Below are 17,739 nucleotides of genomic sequence, written 5' to 3' on the forward strand. Positions count from 1 at the left end.
GAAAGACTCCCGAAGTTTCCGGGGTCGGCGCCGCGTGGAGCCTATTGGTTCCGGTGATGTGCACGAGTCCCGTGTTCGACTGGCACTCGTCCGCAGTTGAATGCCTTCCGTGTCCGGGAACGCGCCTGACCAGCGGCGACGACGCCCGGGTCCACTCGGGACGGGAGGGTGTGCCGGGTGGACGTTATCCGTGCTCTATCGCCGCTTTACGCGGTTCCCCTACGTTGGTTTCGGTGGACGAATTGGGTCAGATCCGCATGTCGCGCTGAACCCGGGTGAATTGGCTCACGAATGGTCGGGTAGTCACCGCGCTGGAGGTGCCCTGTGTCAGAAATCAGTTTTCGGCCCATCACGCCGATCACCGGCGCGGAGGTGGAGGGCGTCGACCTCGTCGACGGCCTGCGGCCACCCGTGGTCGCCCGCCTGCGCGAGGCCCTGCTCCGCCACAAGGTCCTCGTCTTCCGCGACCAGCCGATGGACGACGAACGCCAGGTCGCGCTCACCGACCTCCTCGGCGGCGCCACCGCCGCCCATCCCATCGTGAACGGTCTGCGCGACGCCCCGGCCGTGCTGCGCACCGCGTTGTCGGCGGACCGGTCCGGACTGGCCGAGGCCGAGGTCGGCGCCGACGATCCCTTCGGGGGGACCGTGGCACGACGTCTGCGCACCGAGTGGCACATCGACAGCACGTTCATGGCCAACCCCACCGCCATCACGATCCTGCGTGGCGTGCAGATCCCGCCCGCGGGCGGCGACACCCTCTTCGCGAACCTGGAAGCGCTCTACGGTGGACTGTCGCCCTCCCTGCGAGGCTACCTCGACACGCTGCAGGCCATACACTCCCGGTTCGACAGTGCGCCGCCGCCCCGCTTCGACGGCCGGTCCTCCGGCCCGTTCTCCGCGCTCCACCCGCTGGTGCGGGTCCACCCCGAGACCGGGGCGCGGCAGCTGTTCATCAGCAGTGTCTTCATGCAGGCCGTCTGTGGGCTCAAGCCGCGGGAGAGCGCGGCCCTGCTGGACTTCCTCCTCGACGAGCTGGCCGGGCGCGACGAGCTCCACGCCAGGGTCCGCTGGGAACAGGACACCCTCGTCATGTGGGACAACCGCGCCGTGGCCCACGCCGGGCCGGTGGACGGTCTCATGTTCGACGAGGAGCGGATCGTCCACCGCACCACCGTGGTCGGCGACCTGCCCTGCGGCCCGGACGGCTTCGTCTCGCGGGCACTGATCGGTGACCTGTTCGAAGCGATCGCCTGAGCACCGCGGTAGCGGCGACCGAGAGGATTTGGGGCGCAACCAATGTCGAACGTCAAGTCGGACGACGTGATGTCAGTCATCTCCGAAGTACTCACCCCTCGGGAGGTCTCGGCCGACAGCAGCATCAACGGCCTCGGCGTCAACTCCGTGCTGATGCTCCGCCTGATGGTCGCGTTGCAACGCGAGTTCGACGTCGCGCTGAGCGTCGCCGACATGTTCGGCGCGGAGGACGTCGGTGACCTGGTCCGGCTCGTCGAGGAGCGGGCACCTGCCACCGGAGGGAGGTCGTGACCGTGGGGCCGGACACCAAGTACTTCCTGTCGTGCTACCTCTCACCGCCCGACGGCCTGTCCGTCATCGCACCGAGGCACGACCAGAACATCGCGCTGTGGCGGACGTCCGGTGCACGGGTCGATCTCGTCAGGGTGTGGGAGCTCGAGCGCGTCAGTGGGCAGAAGCACCACTACTGGCCGATCTTCACCGTGGGCCGCTACAACCGGGTCCTGGCCGAGCTGCTGGCGGCGGAAGGACTGTCCCCCGAGGACGTGAGTGCGTGCTGGGGCACGCCAGGCCTGCCACGGCACGCGGAGATCCGGATGCCTGCGGGTTCCGAGGACTTCCCCGTGCACAGCCTCGCCCACCTCTACAGTGGACTGCTCCTGGACTCCGAGATCTTCCGGAGCCAGACCATCGTGGGCATGGCGGTGGACGGCAGGCCCGACTTCGGTCTCGACCAGGAGGGCAAGAAGTACTGGTACGCGGGCTGCGTGTCCAGGAAGGGCAGCGTCAGCTTCAGCCCGGTCGAGTCCCCGGCGCCCATCTACGACGCCGCGACCGCGAGGTTCGGCAGTGAGCCAGGCACCTTGATGGCGCTGGCGTCGGCGTGTCCCACGGAGATCGACTTCGACACCGAGGCGGCGGTGCGTGACCTGGAGCTGTTCGGCGGCCAGCGCGTGCCACTGGTCGACACGCTCGTGTTCCTCGACGAGGTCATCCGCTCGGCGCGGTCCCAACTGCCGTCCCGGGAACTGGACGGGCGTTTCACCGAGCGGGAGCACCTCCAGTCCGCCGTGATGAAGGTCGTCCAGACGGCCTGCGAGATCGTCATGGTGCGCAACATGGACCGGCTGCTCGACTCCGGAGCGGTGGACCCGAGCGAGGCCTACCTGTCCCTGAGCGGAGGGTTCGCGCTCAACTGCCCGACGAACTCCTTCCTCCTGCGCCGCTACGGCTTCAGGGGTCTGCTCATCCCGCCGTGCGCCAACGACTCCGGCCAGGCACTCGGCCTCGGCCTGCTCGCCCTCCACGGAACGGGTCATCTGCCGGACGGCGAGTTCCGCCTCGCGACCCCCTACCGCGGTGCCCTGCCGACCGACGTGGACGCCGCGCTACGGCAGTTCGACGAGTTCGTCGTGGACGTGCAGCCGTTCACGGAGGCCCGGTTCGTCGAGGACATCTGCCGAGGACCGCTCGTGTGGGCGGACGGCGCGGCCGAGATCGGCCCCAGGGCGCTGGGCGCCCGCAGCATCCTCGCCGATCCCCGCACTCTCTCGTCGAAGGACCGGTTGAACGAGTGGAAGAACCGGCAGTGGTGGCGCCCCGTCGCGCCGATCGTCCTGGAGGAGCACACCGGCGAGTGGTTCGACGAGCCGGGCCCGTCGCCCTACATGCTCCAGACGGCCTTCGTGCGCGAGGACAAACGCCCGCTGGTGCCTGCGATCCTCCACCTGGACGACTCGGCCCGGCACCAGACCCTGGCCCAGGAGACGAACCCTCTGCTCCACCGGGCGATCGAGGCGTTCCGGCAGGAGACCGGGATTCCGATGCTGTGCAACACGTCCCTGAACGAGAAGGGCGAGCCGATCGTCGACACGGCGGCCCAGGCTCTGAGCTTCGCCGTGCGCAAGAACGTCGCGGTCGCCTATATCGCGGGCAGGCGGGTCCTGCTGAGGTCGGACGACCAGGGACAGGGTCCGGCCGCCGCGGGCCGGCACCCGCGCCGACAAGACCTCTTCGCGGGTCAGGAGCCGGAACGGGACGAGATCTGGGACTCCTGGGTCGGCGCGGGCTACGGCACCGCGGCGATGGTCCTGATGGCTCGCTCCCCGGAGCTGCGTGACCAGGAGCTGGCGACACCCGAGGTGGTCAACCAGCTGGCCGAGGTCGCGAGCTCCCGCGACGAGAGCGGCACACTGACCCTCGCCGCCGAGAAGCACGCCAGGATGTTCGGACCGACCGCCGTCTTCGACCCGGACTCCCAGGAAGGCGCGACCTTCTGACGAAGGACGTCCGCCCCTGGCGTGGTGTGGGTTGTTCGGCGGACGCGAGCTGTTGGTGATTTTGCTACCTTCCTAACCCGATGCGGTGGTCTGGCAACGGGATGGGGATTCGTGCGGGCGCTTCCTGCTTCCTCTGCGCTGCAACGGATACGGCCGGAAGCTGCCAGTCGGCGACGCGGATTCCGTCATGGGAGGAACATGGAGATCAAGGTTCTCGGACCGTTCGAGGCCACGCTTGACGGTCGCTCCATCGTGCCGTCGGCCGGAAAGGCGCGGCAGGTTCTCTGCCTGCTGGTCCTGAACGCCGGCAAGATCGTGCCGGTGGCGGCACTACAACGTGAGGTGTGGGGGGAGCGGCCGCCGAAGACGGCGTTGACGACACTGCGCACCTATGTGATGCACCTGCGGAAACTGATCACCGAGGCGGCAGGCGGCAGACCCGACGTCGCGAAGAGGATCGTCACGACCTCGGCGACCGGCTACATGTTCAGGATGGAGTCGGGCGGGCGGGACCTCGACCGCTACCGCCACCTGGTGCGAGTCGGCGAATCGGCGCTCCGCGCGGGCGAGGTCCCCCACGGTTCCGGCCTGCTGGGTGCGGCCCTGGACCTGTGGAGCGGCGACGAGGCGTTGATCGACGTGCGCCGGGGCGTGCTGCTCGAGGCGGAGGCACAACGGTTGCGGCAGTCGCGGGCCACGACCCTCGAACAGCGCATAGCCGCGGACCTCGAGCTGGGCAGGCACCACCAGCTGCTCGGCGAACTGATCGAGCTGACCGTCGCCGACCCGTTCAACGAGGGGCTGCGTGCGCAGCAGATGGTGGCGCTGTACCGCTCCGGCCGCCGCTGCGAGGCCCTCTCCGTGTTCACGTCGACCCGCAGGACGCTGGTCGAGCAGGTGGGGATCGAGCCGTCGCCGACACTGCGGCGACTCCATCAGTCCATCCTGGCGGGAGACCGGGCGCTGGACCTCGACCACAGCCTGCGGGGTGGCCTGCGCGGGGTCGTGTGACCGCGCCCGGTCCGCGTTCCACGGCGGACTCCCACCAACCACCGGCCGTAACAGTTCCCTAATCTCCGATCAGTCGGACGGGCGTCGGCCGAGGGCTAGCATCGGCCGATGTTCCGATCATGGTGGCCGCTCGCGGTCGCGGTCGCGCTGCCCGGGTTGTTGCTCGCCGGTTTCGGCACGACGCATCCCAGCGGGTTGCACGCAGGCAACGCACACTGGTGGGCGACCCTGCACATCCTCTTGCTCCCGGTACTTCCACTGCTGGCGGTGTCCCAGTGGGTGCTGCTCGAACCGGCGGCCAGACCGCTCCGCTGGGCAGGACGACTGGCGGCCTACGGCTACGCCACGTTCTACAGTGGACTCGACGCCGTGGCCGGGATCGCCGCGGGTACGGTGGAGGAGGCCTCGGCAGGCACGTCGCCGTTGACCGCCAGGCTCTTCGAGATCGGTGACGCGCTCGGCTACGTCGGGGCGTGGTCCTTCCTCGCCGGGAGTGTGTGCGTCGTGGCGGGCATCGCGCCGCACGCGGGATGGCGGGTCGTGCCAGGATCGGTGCTCCTGCTGGCCGCGTGTGTCTCCTTCCTCGACAGCCACCTGTTCTGGCCGCGCGGCGTCTGCACCATGGCAGCCATCGCGGTCGGCATGTTCCTGCTGAGCTGGTCAGGGTCCAACCCGGTCAGGAATCGAGAAGCGTCCGACACGGTCCGGAACTAGCGTCGACCCCGTGACGTTCATCGACTCCGTCGGAAAGGCCTGATCACATGTTCACGAAGAAGGGCGACGCGGCTGTCCTCGCCAAGCTCGGTGACGCTCCTATCCAGTACCGGGAGATCGGCGAGCGCCTGCACCACATCATCCGGGAGAGCGCGCCCTCGCTCGAGCCGATCGTGCGGTGGGGGCTTCCGTTCTACGTGCGGGACGGCAAGGACGTCTGCTACATCAAGGTGGACGAGGACTTCATCGCGTTCGGCTTCGGTGAGGTCGTGAACCCCGCCCGTGAGGACGGCGCCGGCATGCACCCCGTGGCGTGGACACTCACGTCGCTGGACGATTCGACGGAAGCCACGATCCGGGCGCTCGTCACGAAGGCGGTGGCCTGACACGGACCGCCCGTGGCTGTCGGCTGTCCCGGCGCGACGGTCGGTCGGGACGCCGCGCCACGTCCGTGCCGACCTTCGGCCTCCCGACGCGCGGCCGCGGTTACCGACCTTCGGTCGCCGGAGGCACGGCGAAGGTCCGCACGTGGTCGATGGCCGCTCGCAGGGCGTTCTCCAGCGGGGCGATGTCGCGGGCTGTCTGGGCGAGGAGGGTGCCGCCCTGGTGGGCGGAGAGCAGTAGGTAGGCCAGCCGAGTCGGATCCGCTTCGGCGCTGAGGCGGCCCAGCCTACGCATCCGTTCGAGTCCGTCCCGGAAGACGTCCCTCCACTGCTCGAACGCGGTCGCGAGTTCGGTGCGGACGTCGAGGTCGGTCTTGATGATCTCGCTCGCGAGTGAGCCCAGGCTGCAGCCTTCCCGGTAGGAGTGCTCGTAGGCGATGTAGTAGTCCGCCCATTCGCGCAGCGAGTCGAGGCTGTCGAACCGGGTGAACCGCTCGCTGCGGTGGAACGTGAGGACGCGCTCGGCCTGCCACTCGATGACCGCCAGGACAAGGCTTTCCTTGGTCGGGAAGTAGTGGTTGAGCTGTGAGCCGCTGATGCCCGCTGCCCGCCGGAGTTGCTCGTTGTTCGTCGCGTGGACGCCCCTGGTGTAGATGAGCGCCGCGGCGTGTTCGAGGATGCGGGCCCGGGTCGCCTGCCCCTTGCCCGTGAGCTTCTGCGGCACCCGGGCTTCTGGTGTGGCTTCCATGCCGCACACGATAACCCAGGAGTGGGCTTGACAGCCCACATTGGGTCGTGCTCACTGCCATAAGTGGGCTTGCTAGCCCAAAACTGACAAGGCAAGTGGAGGCACCGATGAAGGCGATCGTCGCGACGGACCAGGCCGCGGAAGCTGCCGGGATCACCCTCGCGGAGCGGCCGGAGCCGACGCCGGCGATCAACGACGTCGTCGTCGACGTCCACGCGTCCGGCTTCGTCCCCGCGGAGTGGGAGTGGCCCTCGACGTGGGTCGACCGCTCCGGTCACGACCGGGCCCCCGCGGTCATCGGCCACGAGTTCGCGGGCGTCGTCTCCTCCCTCGGCTACGGCACCACGGGCCTGTCCCTCGGACAGCGGGTGTTCGGGATCACCGACTGGCACCGCGACGGGACCCTCGCCGAGTACGTGGCGGTGGAGGCACGCAACCTCGCGCCACTGCCGGGGAACGTCGACTTCACCGCGGGTGCGAGCCTGCCGATCTCCTGCCTCACGGCGTGGCAGGGCCTCTTCCAGCACGGTCGTCTCCAGGCGGGACAGACCGTGCTCGCACACGGCGCCGCAGGCGCGGTCGGGTCCGTGGTGACGCAGCTCGCCCGCGAGTTCGGTGCCTACGTCATCGGCACCGGCCGCGCCGCGGACCGCCAGGCAGCCCTCGACCTCGGCGCCAACGAGTTCCTCGACCTCGAGCACGACGACCTCAGCGACCTCGGTGGGGTCGACCTGGTCTTCGACGTCATCGGCGGCGACGTCCAACGGCGCTCGGCAGGCATCATCCGGCCTGGTGGGACCCTGGTGTCGGTGGTCGGGCCCGCCGAGACCCGCCCTGCCGACGGCCTCGCGATCGACTTCGTCGTCGAGTCCGTTCCCGGCCAGCTGGTCGAGATCGTCGACCGGGTGCGGGACGGGCGCCTTCGCCTGCACGTCGGCACCGTCGCGACCCTCGACGACGCCGTCCCGGCGCTCAACCCGACCGAGCGGCGCAAGGGCAAGACCGTCGTCCGCGTGCGCCCCTGAGCGTTCGGGACCAGACCAGACAGCACCATCCTGCCACCGACCGGACCAGTCGCGATCGCACGAGGCGCTCCCGAGGTGGTTCCTTCGGGGCAGGGCGGCCGGTCCCGAGGTCGCAGCCGTCACCCACGGAGTGCGGCTGCCTGTGCGGTGAGGTGGTTCCGTTCGGCGGTGCCGGGTGCGAGTGAGGCCGCGGTCTCGTAGGCGGTGGCGGCTTCCTCGTTGCGGCCGAGGCGGCGCAGCAGGTCGGCGCGGGTGGCGTGGAAGGCGTGGTAGTCGGGCAGGGTCAGCTGGTCGACCAGGGTGAGCGCCGCCCGAGGGCCGTGGACCTCGCCGACCGCGACGGCTCTGTTCAGGGCGACCACCGGTGTCGGGGCGTGGACCACGAGCTGGTCGTAGAGGGTGAGGATCTGCGGCCAGTCGGTCGCCCGGTCGGTCGGGGCGTCGGTGTGCACGGCGTTGATCGCGGCCTGGAGCTGGTAGGGGCCCGGGCGGTCACGGCGTAGACAGGCCCGCACCAGCGTGTGGCCCTCGTCGATCAGGGCACGGTCCCAGCGCCCGCGGTCCTGGTCACGCAGCAGCACGAGCCTGCCGTCGCTGACCCGGGACGCGAAGCGGGACTCGGTGAGCAGCAGCAGCGCGAGCAGCCCGGTCGCCTCGAGTTCGTCGGGCAGCAGCGCGGTGACGATGCGGGCAAGCCGGATCGCCTCGGCGCGCAGGCCGTCGTCGGCGTTGTCGGCGCCCGCGTTGTAGATCAGGTAGAGCACCGCCAGCACGGCACGCAGCCGTCCCGGCAGCTCGGTGTCGCGGGGCACCCGGTAGGGGATGCGGGCGAGCCTGATCTTGCGTTTGGCGCGGACCAGGCGCTGGGCCATGGTGGTGTCGGGGACCAGGAAGGCGCGGGCGACCTCGTCGGTGCGCAGGCCGCCGAGCAGCCGCAGCGTCAGGGCGACCCGGGCCTCCGGCGCGAGCGCGGGATGGCAGCAGGTGAAGATCAACCGGAGGCGGTCGTCCGGCACCGGTCCCACCTCCTGCGCCGCCGTCCGGTCGGGGTGGTCCAGGGTCGCCAGCTCCTCGACCAGTTCGCGGCCCCGCACGTCCCGACGCAGCCGGTCGATGGCACAGCGTCGCGCGGTCGTGGTGATCCAGCCGCCGGGGTTCGGCGGCAGACCGTCCCGCGGCCAGTGGCGCAGGGCGTGGGTGAAGGCGTCCTGGACGGCGTCCTCGGCGAGGTCGATCTGCCCGGAGAAGCGGACCAGGGCGGCCACCGACCGGCCGGACTCCTCGCGGAAGACCCGGCCGATCGCGGCCTCGTCCACCTCAGGACCTCGTGTCGAAGAACGGCCGGACCTCGATGGGCATGCCGATGACGGCCGACGTCCTGGTCGCCCAGCCCAGCGCGGCGTCGAGGTCGTCGGCCTCGACGATGTAGAAGCCGGCCAGGTGCTCCTTGGACTCCGCGAACGGACCGTCCGTCGTGAAGGTCTCTCCGCCGGACACCCGCACCACCGTGGCCACGTCGGCGTCGGTCAGCCGCCCGGAGAACAGCCAGGCGCCGGTCGACTTCATGTCCTCCTCCAGCGCGGCCATCTGCTGGTACTGGTCCCGCGCGGCCGACTCGTCGGACGGCACGTCCTGGGGCTCGCCGGTGTGCACGGACAACAGGTACTGGGGCATCGAGGTGCTCCTCGTTCCGGGCGGGCCTCTCCCGCTCACGCAACACTACGAACGACCATCCGGCGAATCGACACCCGTCGACCACGGATCAGCCGAACACGAAGTAACGCAGCCACAGGTAGGGGGCGGCCAACGCGATCGTGATGACGGTGACCAGGGCACCCTTGCGGGTGAACTCCCAGAACGAGATCGGGGTGCCGTTGCGTTTCGCGATGCCCAGCACCACGACGTTCGCGCTCGCGCCGATCGCGGTCATGTTCCCGCCGAAGTCCGCGCCCAGCGCCAGCGACCACCACAGCGCCTCCGCGTGGACGGGGTTCGCGATCCCCGCCGACAGGTCCGCGACCAGCGGGCTCATCGTCGCCACGTACGGGATGTTGTCGATCACGCCGGACAGCAGCGCGGACACGAACAGGATCAGCAGCACGGCCGTCAGCGCGTCGCCGCCGGTCGCGTCGGCGGCGAGCCGGGCCAGGTCGCCGATGACGCCGGTCTTCACCAGCGCGCCGATCATGACGAACAGGCCCGCGAAGAACAGCAGCGTCTCCCACTCCACGCTCGCCAGGAACTGCTTGGGCTTGCTCGAGGAGATGAGGACCAGGACCCCGGCACCGAGCAGCGCGACGACCGACGGCTCGAGGTGGAACACGGAATGCCCCACGAACGCGGTGAACACCGCCAGCAGGACGACGCCGCACTTGACGAGCAGCGTCCTGTCCTGGATGGCCTCCCGCTCGTCGAGGTCCATGACGCTCGCCGCGCGTTCGGGGTCGACGGTGAACGAGCCGCGGAACAGCAACGGCAGCACCAGCGTGAACACGAGGATCTCGATCACGACGATCGGGGTCATGTGCACGAGGAAGTCGTTGAACGTCAGCCCGGCGCGGCTGCCGATGATGATGTTGGGCGGGTCGCCGATCAACGTCGCCGCGCCGCCGATGTTCGACGACAGCACCTCCGCGATCAGGAACGGGACCGGGTCGATGTCGAGGCGGTCGCACACCAGCAGCGTGACCGGCGCGACCAGCAGGACGGTGGTGACGTTGTCCAGGAACGCCGAGGCGGTCGCGGTGATCAGCACCAGCAGGACCATCACCCGCAGCGGCGATCCCTTGGCGCGCTTGGCCGCCCAGATCGCGACGAACTCGAACACGCCGGTCCGCCGGAGCACCCCGACGATGATCATCATGCCGAGCAGCAGGAAGATCACGTCCCAGTCGATGCCGGTCTCGCGGGAGTAGAACGCGTCCGCCGAGCCGACCACGCCCAGGCCGAGCACCAGGCCGGCGCCCGCGAGCGCGACCGCCATCTTGGGCACGCGTTCGGCGGCGATGAACACGTAGGCCACCACGAACACGGCGACCGCGACCCACATCACGACGGCCGACCCGCGACTACCGCAGCGCCAGCTCCAGCAGCCGGGACGCGGTGATCACACCCACCAGCGTCCTCCCCGCCATCACCGCGGCCAGCGGGCACTGGAGCCGCGCCATCACCGCCGCCACCTCGACGATCGTGTCGTCGTCGCGCACCACGGCCAGCTCGGGCGGCTCCTCGGGCACCAGCGCCCGCACCTTCTTGCCGCGCAGCTTGTCCGCCACCCGGTCGGCCATCGACTCCGACAGCACCCCGGCCAACGACGGGTCGTCCTGCACGTAGGTCGGGACGAGGAACCGCACCACCTGCGAGGCCGGGAGGATCGAGTGCGGACACCCGTCCGGGTCGGTCACCACCAGGCCGGGTAACCGGTGCTCTGCCAGCAGCCGGGCCGCCTCCCACGCGTCGGAGTCCAGCCCGATCACGGGGAACTCCTCCGCCATCTCGCGTGCGTGCACACTCGCAGGCTACGGCGTCATCGCCGACAACGCCGCCCTGGTCCCCGGCCCGCGCCACACGCATCCCGCCCGTCGACTGTCGACCCGCCCCGACGGTCGGGGCGGGTTGCCGACCAGACTTCCCGGCGCACCGGTCATCAAGATGCCGTAAAAATGATCGCCGGGCAAACCGGCCGCCGACAGTGGAACCTCCTCGCCCCGGCCTGGTGACCGCCGCACCGAGGTCACCCAGACCCACGACTGGTCGGCGTTCACCCACACCGCCATGCTCTCCCGCCTGCCCGTGGTGAACCACGACCAACCGCGGGCGTCACTGGACAGTCTGGCGGCCAACCTCGGGCCGGAGGCCTGACTGCCGTCGGGCTCAGCGGAGAGGGCGGTCGAGCCAGACCCGGTCGCGTAGTTCGATGCCGTCGACCAGGATCCCCGGGGCGTAGCCGGTGGCCGGGGTGAAGGCGTCCCGCTCGACACCGCGAAACCGGAACCCCTGGCGCTGGTAGAAGCGGAGGTTGCCGATGTCGGCGGCGGCCGTGGCGACCACCAGCACCGATACCGCCTCGGCGGTCAGCAGCTCGACGGCGGCACGGATCAGCCGGGCGCCGATCCCGTGGCCCTGCCGGTCTTCCCGGACCGCCATGCTCTTCAGCTCGACCTCGTCCGGTCGCTCGGTCTCGACCAGCTGCAGATGACCCACCACCTCGTCGTCGAGCCGCGCGGCGAGGACGCGGCCGGCGTTCAGGTAGCTGTCGAGCTGGGCAGGCGAGTCCTCGGCCAGCTCGAACAACGACCGCAACGCCGCCCGCGAACCGCTGTACAGCTCCACGCCCACGGCTTCCGGCTCGACGTCCATGGCCGGAAGCCTCGCAGAGCACGTCGCCCGACGACACGTCGAGCCGGTGATCGGTAATGGTCAGGTAAGGGGTCGCGGCTACCACCGGTCGGCTCGGCTCGGGCACAGTGGACTCTCGTGAACGACAACCGGACGCCCCTGTTCTGCGACACGGCACTCGCCGAGCGGATCGAGCGGGCCGAGGCGCAGCTCATGGCCGTCTGCGCCGCGGCGGCCTCGGGTTTCGCGCGGTCGCTTGCCGGCGGTGTGGCGTCCTTCGCCGAGCCGGGCTCGCCGTTCAACAAGGTCGCCGGACTCGGCTTCGACGGCCTGCCCGAGCCGGCGGACCTGGACGAGGTCGAGCAGGCGTTCGCCGCCAACGGCGCCGCGACGCAGGTCGAGCTGGCCCACCTCGCCGACCCCGCGATCGGTGTCCTGCTCACCGAGCGCGGCTACCGGCTCGAGTCGTTCGAGAACGTGCTCGGCCTCGCACTCGACGGTAGGCACGAGAGCGTCACGCGACCCGGGATCGTGGTGCGGCGCAGCGGCGACGACGAGTTCGACCGCTGGCTCGACGTCGTGGCCGACGGCGTGGCCCATCCCGACACCCAGGGCGTGCCCTGGCACGAGGAGTTCCCTCGCGAGGTCTACCTCCGTGCCGAACGCCACCTGGCCGCGGCCGGCGTCCGACGTTATGTCGCACTGCGCGAGGGTGTCTTCGCGGGCGGCGCCGGGCTGCGCACATCGACGGGCATCGCACAGATGGCAGGCGCCGCGACCGCGCCCGCGCACCGACGCCGCGGAATCCAGTCCGCGCTCCTCGCCACCCGGCTCGCCGACGCCACGACCGCGGGCTGCGACGTCGCCGTCATCACCACCCAGCCGGGCTCGAAGTCGCAGCAGAACGCCCAGCGCCAGGGTTTCGACCTGCTCTACACCCGAGCCATCCTGGTGAAACAGCCCTGACCCCCGGCCGACGCGGCGGCACGTGGTCCCCGAGCGCGAACGGACCGGCGAGATCACCGATGCGGCCTGCGCTCACCCGCTTGGCATCATGTGCCCATGATGGTCGAACCGGATGACGCCGACCTGGCGCGTTTCCTGGACGAGGATCCCGGCGGTCCGGTCGTGATGCTCAACCTGCTGCGGTTCGCCGAGGGCGGGTTCGAGGCGTACCGCGAGTACTCGCGGCACATGCGGAACACGTTCCTGCCCCGCTACGGCGCCGAGGTGGTGTACGCGGGCAGCGGCTCGACGGTCCTGGTGGCCGAGGACGGCCGGAGCTGGGACGCGGTCGTGGTCGTGCGCTACCCGGACCGGGCGGCCTTCGGCCGGATGGTCGCCGATCCCGAGTACCTCGCCATCACGCACCTGCGTACGGAGGCGCTGTCCGAGACGGTGCTCCAGGCGACCTCCCCATGGCGGTGACCGTCCGGGCGCGACAGCGCTGTTCGCCCGCCGGTCGCGGCCACGCCGACCTCGGGCCGGTCCCGCTCCTCGCCGCGTTCCGACTGGGGAGACGTGAGAATCACGCCCGAGAGAAACCGCAGATCCTCCGGACGTCCCGATGTCGTCTCGGGCACGGTCCACCCCCATATCGTGGTTGGCGCCTCGCGTCGCCGGGCCCATTCCGCGCCATGCGCTGATCGGACCCGAACGCTGTCGCCGGTGCGGTGTCAGTGCTCGTCGACGACGACCGACTCGCGGAACGTCCGACCGGCAGGGGCGAACGGCCTGCCCGCGCCGTCCGCGATGAGTTCCTGTCCCGCCTCCGCGTCGACGTCGAGCAGGTAGCCGGTCGCGGCGAGCCAGTGCGGCCACGCCGTCTCCGGTCCGTCGACGGTGACCTCGCCGCCGGCGCGGCCCTGGTCCCAGTCCGTCTCGCCGGCCGCCCAGCGGTCGAGGAACGCCGAGCTGGTGGCAACGATCAGGTCGGGGTCGCTCGCGGGGCCGGGGTGCTGGTGCAGCCGCCCGGCGGTGAACCTGAGGGTGGCGGGCTCGCCGTCGACGTCGAGCTGGAACTCGCCGTCGGGGACGTGCTGGATGCCGCGCACGTAGGTCACGTCGAAACGCTGGTCGGGGGCGCCGTCGGCGGTGGGGTCGGCGAGGAATCCCACACCCCACCGCCGCAGCTCCCGCAGCGCGTCGTCCAGCGCGTGGCCGCGGTCGGTGAGCGTGTAGACCACGCCGCCACCGACCGGTCCGGGCTCACGGGTGCCGACGTCATCCTGACGGGCCCGGCGAGGGACGTGTTGCTCGCGATGGTCCGCCGGGCGCCGGTCGACGAGGTCGACGTCCGGATCGAGGGCGACACCGCCCTGTGGCGCTCGTGGCTCGACCTGACCCCGTTGTGAGCGGACGACCCGACCGGCGATGGTCCGAACATCAACGGGAAACAGCGCCATGAACTGCCCGAAATGGACGGAAAGGCTTTGACGGTCCTGTCCGATGACCGTGGCAAACCGGTCCAACTGGATCAATGGTCATGCACGACATGGGCAATTGCCAGTGGTTTGTGACAACGGGTAGGTTCGCGGGCAGGGGCCCCGAATTCCCGGAGCCTTGGTGATCAGGTGGATTCGTCATGGCCTTACCGTCCGCGTCCGATGTGGTGCCCGGCTCGGCCCGTGGGTCGAGAGCACTGTCCCGATCGGACCGTCGTTCCCTGACCGGGATGTTCGGGTTCGTCCTGTTGCTGCACGTGGTGGGCTTCGGTGTGCTGGCGGTGCTGGTGATTCCCCGGCACTACGACCTCGGCGGCAGCGGGGTCTTCGGGATTGGTGTGGGAATGTTGGCCTACACCCTGGGAATGCGGCACGCGTTCGACGCCGACCACATCGCCGCCGTGGACAACACGACCCGAAAGCTGATGGCCGACACTCCCGCGCGGCGACCGCTGTCGGTGGGGTTCTGGTTCTCGCTGGGGCATTCGACGATCGTGTTCGGGTTGGCGTTCCTGTTGTCGGTCGGGGTGCGGGCGCTGGCAGGCCAGGTGGAGGACGACGACTCGGGGCTGCACTCGGTCACCGGGATCATCGGGGCGTCGGTGTCCGGGGTGTTCCTGTGGATCCTGGGTGTGCTGAACCTGGTGGTGTTGCTGGGGATCGTGCGGGTGTTCCGGCGGATGCGGTCGGGCGAGTTCGACGAGCGGGAGTTGGAGGCGCAGCTGAACCGGCGTGGGTTCATGAACCGCTTGCTGGGCGGGTTGACCAGGTCGGTCACGAAGCCGTGGCACATCTACCCGATCGGTGTCCTGTTCGGACTCGGGTTCGACACGGCGACCGAGATCGGGCTGCTGGTGCTGGCCGGTGGCGCGGCGGTGTTCAACCTGCCGTTCTACGCGATCCTGGTGCTGCCGGTCCTGTTCGCCGCCGGCATGTGCCTGCTGGACACGGTGGACGGGGTGTTCATGAACCTGGCGTACGGGTGGGCCTTCGCGAAGCCGGTGCGCAAGGTGTTCTACAACATCACCATCACCGCGTTGTCGGTGGCGGTGGCGCTGGTGATCGGCACGATCGAGCTGGTCGGGGTGATCGTGGAGCAGGCGGGGATCGACTCGGGGCCGTTGGCCGCGATCGCGGCTATCCCGCTGGACTACGCCGGGTACGGCATCGTGGCCCTGTTCGTGATCGCCTGGGCGGTGGCGCTCGCGGTGTGGCGGCTCGGCCGCATCGAGGAGAAGTGGACCGCCCGGCTGGCAGACGACTGACCGAAGATGCCCCCGCCGGTCCGGTGAAAGGACGGCGGGGGCATCTTCCTGTGGCAGGCTCGGGCTTGTCGGAGCGCCAACCTGCCAGTCCAGGGGTCGGGTCGTCAGCGGGTCGTGGCTACCTGGCCGGCGCGGCGAGGCCGGTCTGTCCGGCGCGAGCGGCGTCGAAGCGGCGGGTCACGTCGGTCCAGTCGACGAGGTTCCACAGCTTCTGCACGTAGTCGGGGCGCACGTTGCGGTACTGCAGGTAGTAGGCGTGCTCCCAGGCGTCGAACACCAGCAGCGGAGTGGTGTTCATGCCGACGTTGCCGTGGTGGTCGTACACCTGCTCGACGACCAGCCGCCTCGACAGCGGCTCCCACGCCAGCACGCCCCACCCCGAGCCCTGCACCGTCGCGGTCGCGCTGGTCAGCTGCTTGCCGAACGCCTCGAACGACCCGAAGTGCTCGTCGATCGCCGCCGACAGCTCACCCTCGGGCCGGTCGCCGCCGTCGGGGGAGAGGTTCTCCCAGAAGATGGTGTGCAGCACGTGCCCGGAAAGGTTGAACGCGAACGTCTTCTCCAGCCCGACCAGGCCGGAGAAGTCGCCCTTGTCGCGGGTCTCCGCCAGCCGGTCGAGGGTGTCGTTGGCGCCCTTCACGTACGCGGCGTGGTGCTTGCTGTGGTGCAGCTCCAGGATCTCCCCGGTGATCGCGGGCTCCAGCGCGCCGTAGTCGTAGGGCATGTCCGGGAGCACGTACTGAACCGTCATGGGGTCAACATACCGTCTAACTGCAACTCATGTGCAACAGCCACACTGATGCGCCTGCTCGGCCGTCCATGTCCGCCGGTTCCCCCGTCCAGGGGTGTACTCCCCGTGCCTCCCTGAGGGGGAGTAACGCGTTGTATGTTCGGTTGGTTGCTCCTGAACCCCTGCATCCGATTGAGGAGCTTTATGTCTGTTCGACATCTCGTTCCGTTGATGACGGCCGTCGCCCTCGTCGTGTCCGCGTGCGCCTCGGCGCCCGCCGAGCCCAGACCCGCCGCGTCGGCGGAGCTGGTGCCGGTGACGCTGGTGGTTCCCGACGGGCTGGGTGCCGCGCCGCTGGACGCCCCCCGGCAGGTGCTCGTGCCGGACGGCTGGACCATGTCGGTGTTCGCGCGGATCCCGTCGGCGCGTCTGGCCGCGTGGGCGCCCGACGGCGCGTTACTCGTCTCGGCGCCGGGGAACGGCTCGGTGGTCCGGCTCACCCCGGACGCGAACGGCACGGCGTCGGTAGCGGTGCTGCTGTCCGGACTGCGGCAGCCGCACGGGATCACGTTCGTGGGCTCGACACTGTATGTCGCGCAGACCCACCGGGTGGACGCCTACGCCTACGCGGACGGCGCGGCGACCGATCCGCGGCCGGTCGTCACGGGTCTGCCCGACAACCAGACCCCGGGTCTGGGTGGCTACGGGCACGTGTTGAAGAGCGTGGCCGTCGGTGCGGACGGGTCGGTGTACGTGTCCGTCGGCTCCGTCGGCAACGTCTCTCCCGATGACCTCACCGCGACCCCGCCCCGGGCGTCGATCCTGCGGGTGCCGCCGGGCGGTGGGGCGCCGGAGCCGTTCGCCACGAACGTGCGCAACGGCACCGGGCTGGCGATCGCCCCGGACGGCGCGGTGTGGACGGCGGTGAACAACCGGGACAACATCGCGTACCCGTTCGACAAGCCCTACGGCAACGCCACGGAGTCCTCGCTGGGACAGGTGATCCCCGCGTACGTGCGTGACCATCCGGTCGAGCCGCTCGCCAAGCTCACCCCTGGCCGGAACCTGGGTTGGCCGTACTGCAACCCCGACGCCGACGTCGACCCCGGGGTCCAGGGCAGCCCGCAGGACTTCTCGGACGTCCCGTTCGTCCGGGACGTCCAGACCAACGCGGACGGACGGCTGCTCGACTGTGCCACCCTTCCCCCGTTGGAGCAGTCGCTGCCCGGGCACTCCGCGCCCCTTGGTCTGTCCTTCGTGGACGGCGCGCTGCCCGGCGACTACGCCCAGGGCGCGCTGGTCGGTGTGCACGGCTCGTGGAACGCGTCACCGCCCAGGGCGCCGGAGGTGTCGTTCTTCCCGTGGCACGACGGCGAGCTGGGTGACCAGCAGACCCTTGTGGGCGGCTTCCAGGCCGCGAACGGCTCCAGGTGGGGTCGTCCGGTGGCCGCGGTCACCGGCCCGGACCACGCCGTCTACATCACCGACGACTCGGCAGGTGCGGTCTACCGACTCGCCCCGCCGGCATGACCATCGGGCATCCGG

Annotated in this window: 20 protein-coding genes; 12 read left to right on the forward strand and 8 right to left on the reverse strand. The window is 70.1% G+C overall.

Going from position 1 to position 17,739, the window contains the following annotated elements:
* Positions 1 to 324 precede the first annotated feature (324 nt).
* The 6 genes from CLV71_RS20865 (at position 325) to CLV71_RS20890 (ending at position 5,647) form a co-directional block, all read left to right on the forward strand.
* Positions 325 to 1,257, forward strand: coding sequence for a TauD/TfdA dioxygenase family protein (locus CLV71_RS20865; protein WP_133904491.1), 933 nt, complete (start codon positions 325 to 327; stop codon positions 1,255 to 1,257).
* A 42-nt stretch (positions 1,258 to 1,299) separates the two neighbouring features.
* On the forward strand, positions 1,300 to 1,548 hold the full coding sequence (locus CLV71_RS20870) for an acyl carrier protein (RefSeq protein ID WP_133904492.1): 249 nt from the start codon (positions 1,300 to 1,302) through the stop codon (positions 1,546 to 1,548).
* The gene (locus CLV71_RS20875; RefSeq protein ID WP_133904493.1) at positions 1,545 to 3,536 is read left to right on the forward strand and encodes a carbamoyltransferase C-terminal domain-containing protein; all 1,992 of its coding nucleotides are present in this window, start codon (positions 1,545 to 1,547) and stop codon (positions 3,534 to 3,536) included. The genes CLV71_RS20870 and CLV71_RS20875 overlap by 4 nt, the downstream gene beginning before the upstream one ends.
* 198 nt (positions 3,537 to 3,734) lie before the next feature.
* Positions 3,735 to 4,547 carry an AfsR/SARP family transcriptional regulator gene (locus tag CLV71_RS20880; RefSeq protein ID WP_133904494.1) on the forward strand — a complete coding sequence of 271 codons (813 nt, stop codon included), beginning with the start codon at positions 3,735 to 3,737 and terminating at the stop codon, positions 4,545 to 4,547.
* Positions 4,548 to 4,655: 108 nt separating this feature from the next.
* Positions 4,656 to 5,261 (forward strand): hypothetical protein, encoded by a 606-nt coding sequence (locus CLV71_RS20885; protein ID WP_133904495.1) that lies wholly within the window; start codon positions 4,656 to 4,658, stop codon positions 5,259 to 5,261.
* 47 nt (positions 5,262 to 5,308) lie between these two features.
* Positions 5,309 to 5,647 (forward strand): DUF1801 domain-containing protein, encoded by a 339-nt coding sequence (locus tag CLV71_RS20890; RefSeq protein ID WP_133904496.1) that lies wholly within the window; start codon positions 5,309 to 5,311, stop codon positions 5,645 to 5,647.
* A 100-nt stretch (positions 5,648 to 5,747) separates the two neighbouring features.
* Here the strand turns inward: CLV71_RS20890 and CLV71_RS20895 are convergent, their stop codons facing one another.
* On the reverse strand, positions 5,748 to 6,392 hold the full coding sequence (locus tag CLV71_RS20895; RefSeq protein ID WP_133904497.1) for a TetR/AcrR family transcriptional regulator: 645 nt from the start codon (positions 6,390 to 6,392) through the stop codon (positions 5,748 to 5,750).
* Positions 6,393 to 6,499: 107 nt separating this feature from the next.
* Between CLV71_RS20895 and CLV71_RS20900 the strand changes: the two genes are divergently transcribed.
* Positions 6,500 to 7,417: an NADP-dependent oxidoreductase gene (locus tag CLV71_RS20900; protein WP_133904498.1), complete on the forward strand. Its 918-nt coding sequence runs from the start codon at positions 6,500 to 6,502 to the stop codon at positions 7,415 to 7,417.
* Positions 7,418 to 7,536: 119 nt separating this feature from the next.
* Here CLV71_RS20900 and CLV71_RS20905 read toward each other — a convergent pair whose 3' ends face one another.
* The 5 genes from CLV71_RS20905 to CLV71_RS20925 all read right to left on the reverse strand — a co-directional run bounded on the left by CLV71_RS20905 (position 7,537) and on the right by CLV71_RS20925 (position 11,776).
* Positions 7,537 to 8,733 (reverse strand): RNA polymerase sigma factor, encoded by a 1,197-nt coding sequence (locus CLV71_RS20905; RefSeq protein WP_133904499.1) that lies wholly within the window; start codon positions 8,731 to 8,733, stop codon positions 7,537 to 7,539.
* Between the two features lies 1 nt (position 8,734).
* Entirely contained in the window at positions 8,735 to 9,091 is a 357-nt protein-coding gene (locus tag CLV71_RS20910) for a YciI family protein (protein ID WP_133904500.1), read from the reverse strand.
* 88 nt (positions 9,092 to 9,179) lie between these two features.
* Complete coding sequence (locus tag CLV71_RS20915) at positions 9,180 to 10,466, reverse strand: ArsB/NhaD family transporter (RefSeq protein WP_133904672.1); 1,287 nt, start codon at positions 10,464 to 10,466, stop codon at positions 9,180 to 9,182.
* Positions 10,467 to 10,485: 19 nt separating this feature from the next.
* On the reverse strand, positions 10,486 to 10,926 hold the full coding sequence (locus tag CLV71_RS20920) for a CBS domain-containing protein (protein WP_166664190.1): 441 nt from the start codon (positions 10,924 to 10,926) through the stop codon (positions 10,486 to 10,488).
* A 364-nt stretch (positions 10,927 to 11,290) separates the two neighbouring features.
* Positions 11,291 to 11,776 carry a GNAT family N-acetyltransferase gene (locus tag CLV71_RS20925; RefSeq protein WP_133904501.1) on the reverse strand — a complete coding sequence of 162 codons (486 nt, stop codon included), beginning with the start codon at positions 11,774 to 11,776 and terminating at the stop codon, positions 11,291 to 11,293.
* 117 nt (positions 11,777 to 11,893) lie between these two features.
* Between CLV71_RS20925 and CLV71_RS20930 the strand changes: the two genes are divergently transcribed.
* Together CLV71_RS20930 and CLV71_RS20935 are read left to right on the forward strand one after the other, a co-directional pair.
* Positions 11,894 to 12,721, forward strand: coding sequence for a GNAT family N-acetyltransferase (locus CLV71_RS20930; RefSeq protein ID WP_243866612.1), 828 nt, complete (start codon positions 11,894 to 11,896; stop codon positions 12,719 to 12,721).
* A gap of 96 nt (positions 12,722 to 12,817) precedes the next feature.
* On the forward strand, positions 12,818 to 13,183 hold the full coding sequence (locus tag CLV71_RS20935) for a DUF1330 domain-containing protein (RefSeq protein WP_133904502.1): 366 nt from the start codon (positions 12,818 to 12,820) through the stop codon (positions 13,181 to 13,183).
* A 248-nt stretch (positions 13,184 to 13,431) separates the two neighbouring features.
* Here the strand turns inward: CLV71_RS20935 and CLV71_RS20940 are convergent, their stop codons facing one another.
* Entirely contained in the window at positions 13,432 to 13,941 is a 510-nt protein-coding gene (locus CLV71_RS20940) for a hypothetical protein (protein ID WP_133904503.1), read from the reverse strand.
* Between CLV71_RS20940 and CLV71_RS20945 the strand changes: the two genes are divergently transcribed.
* Both CLV71_RS20945 and nicT read left to right on the forward strand, forming a co-directional pair.
* A complete protein-coding gene (locus CLV71_RS20945; RefSeq protein WP_133904504.1) occupies positions 13,912 to 14,109 on the forward strand; it encodes a hypothetical protein in 198 nt (65 codons plus the stop codon). The two genes, CLV71_RS20940 and CLV71_RS20945, sit on opposite strands and share 30 nt — an antisense overlap.
* Before the next feature lie 230 nt (positions 14,110 to 14,339).
* A complete protein-coding gene (gene nicT / locus CLV71_RS20950; RefSeq protein WP_133904505.1) occupies positions 14,340 to 15,464 on the forward strand; it encodes a Nickel transporter NicT in 1,125 nt (374 codons plus the stop codon).
* A gap of 118 nt (positions 15,465 to 15,582) precedes the next feature.
* On the opposite strand, the gene CLV71_RS20955 is transcribed toward nicT, so the two are convergent.
* Complete coding sequence (locus tag CLV71_RS20955; protein WP_133904506.1) at positions 15,583 to 16,215, reverse strand: superoxide dismutase; 633 nt, start codon at positions 16,213 to 16,215, stop codon at positions 15,583 to 15,585.
* A gap of 210 nt (positions 16,216 to 16,425) precedes the next feature.
* Here CLV71_RS20955 and CLV71_RS20960 point away from each other — a divergent pair, with 210 nt between their 5' ends.
* Positions 16,426 to 17,724, forward strand: a complete 1,299-nt coding sequence (locus CLV71_RS20960) for a PQQ-dependent sugar dehydrogenase (RefSeq protein ID WP_208297645.1) — start codon at positions 16,426 to 16,428, stop codon at positions 17,722 to 17,724.
* Positions 17,725 to 17,739 lie beyond the last annotated feature (15 nt).

The organism is Actinophytocola oryzae, assembly GCF_004364325.1.
GTDB lineage: Bacteria > Actinomycetota > Actinomycetes > Mycobacteriales > Pseudonocardiaceae > Actinophytocola > Actinophytocola oryzae.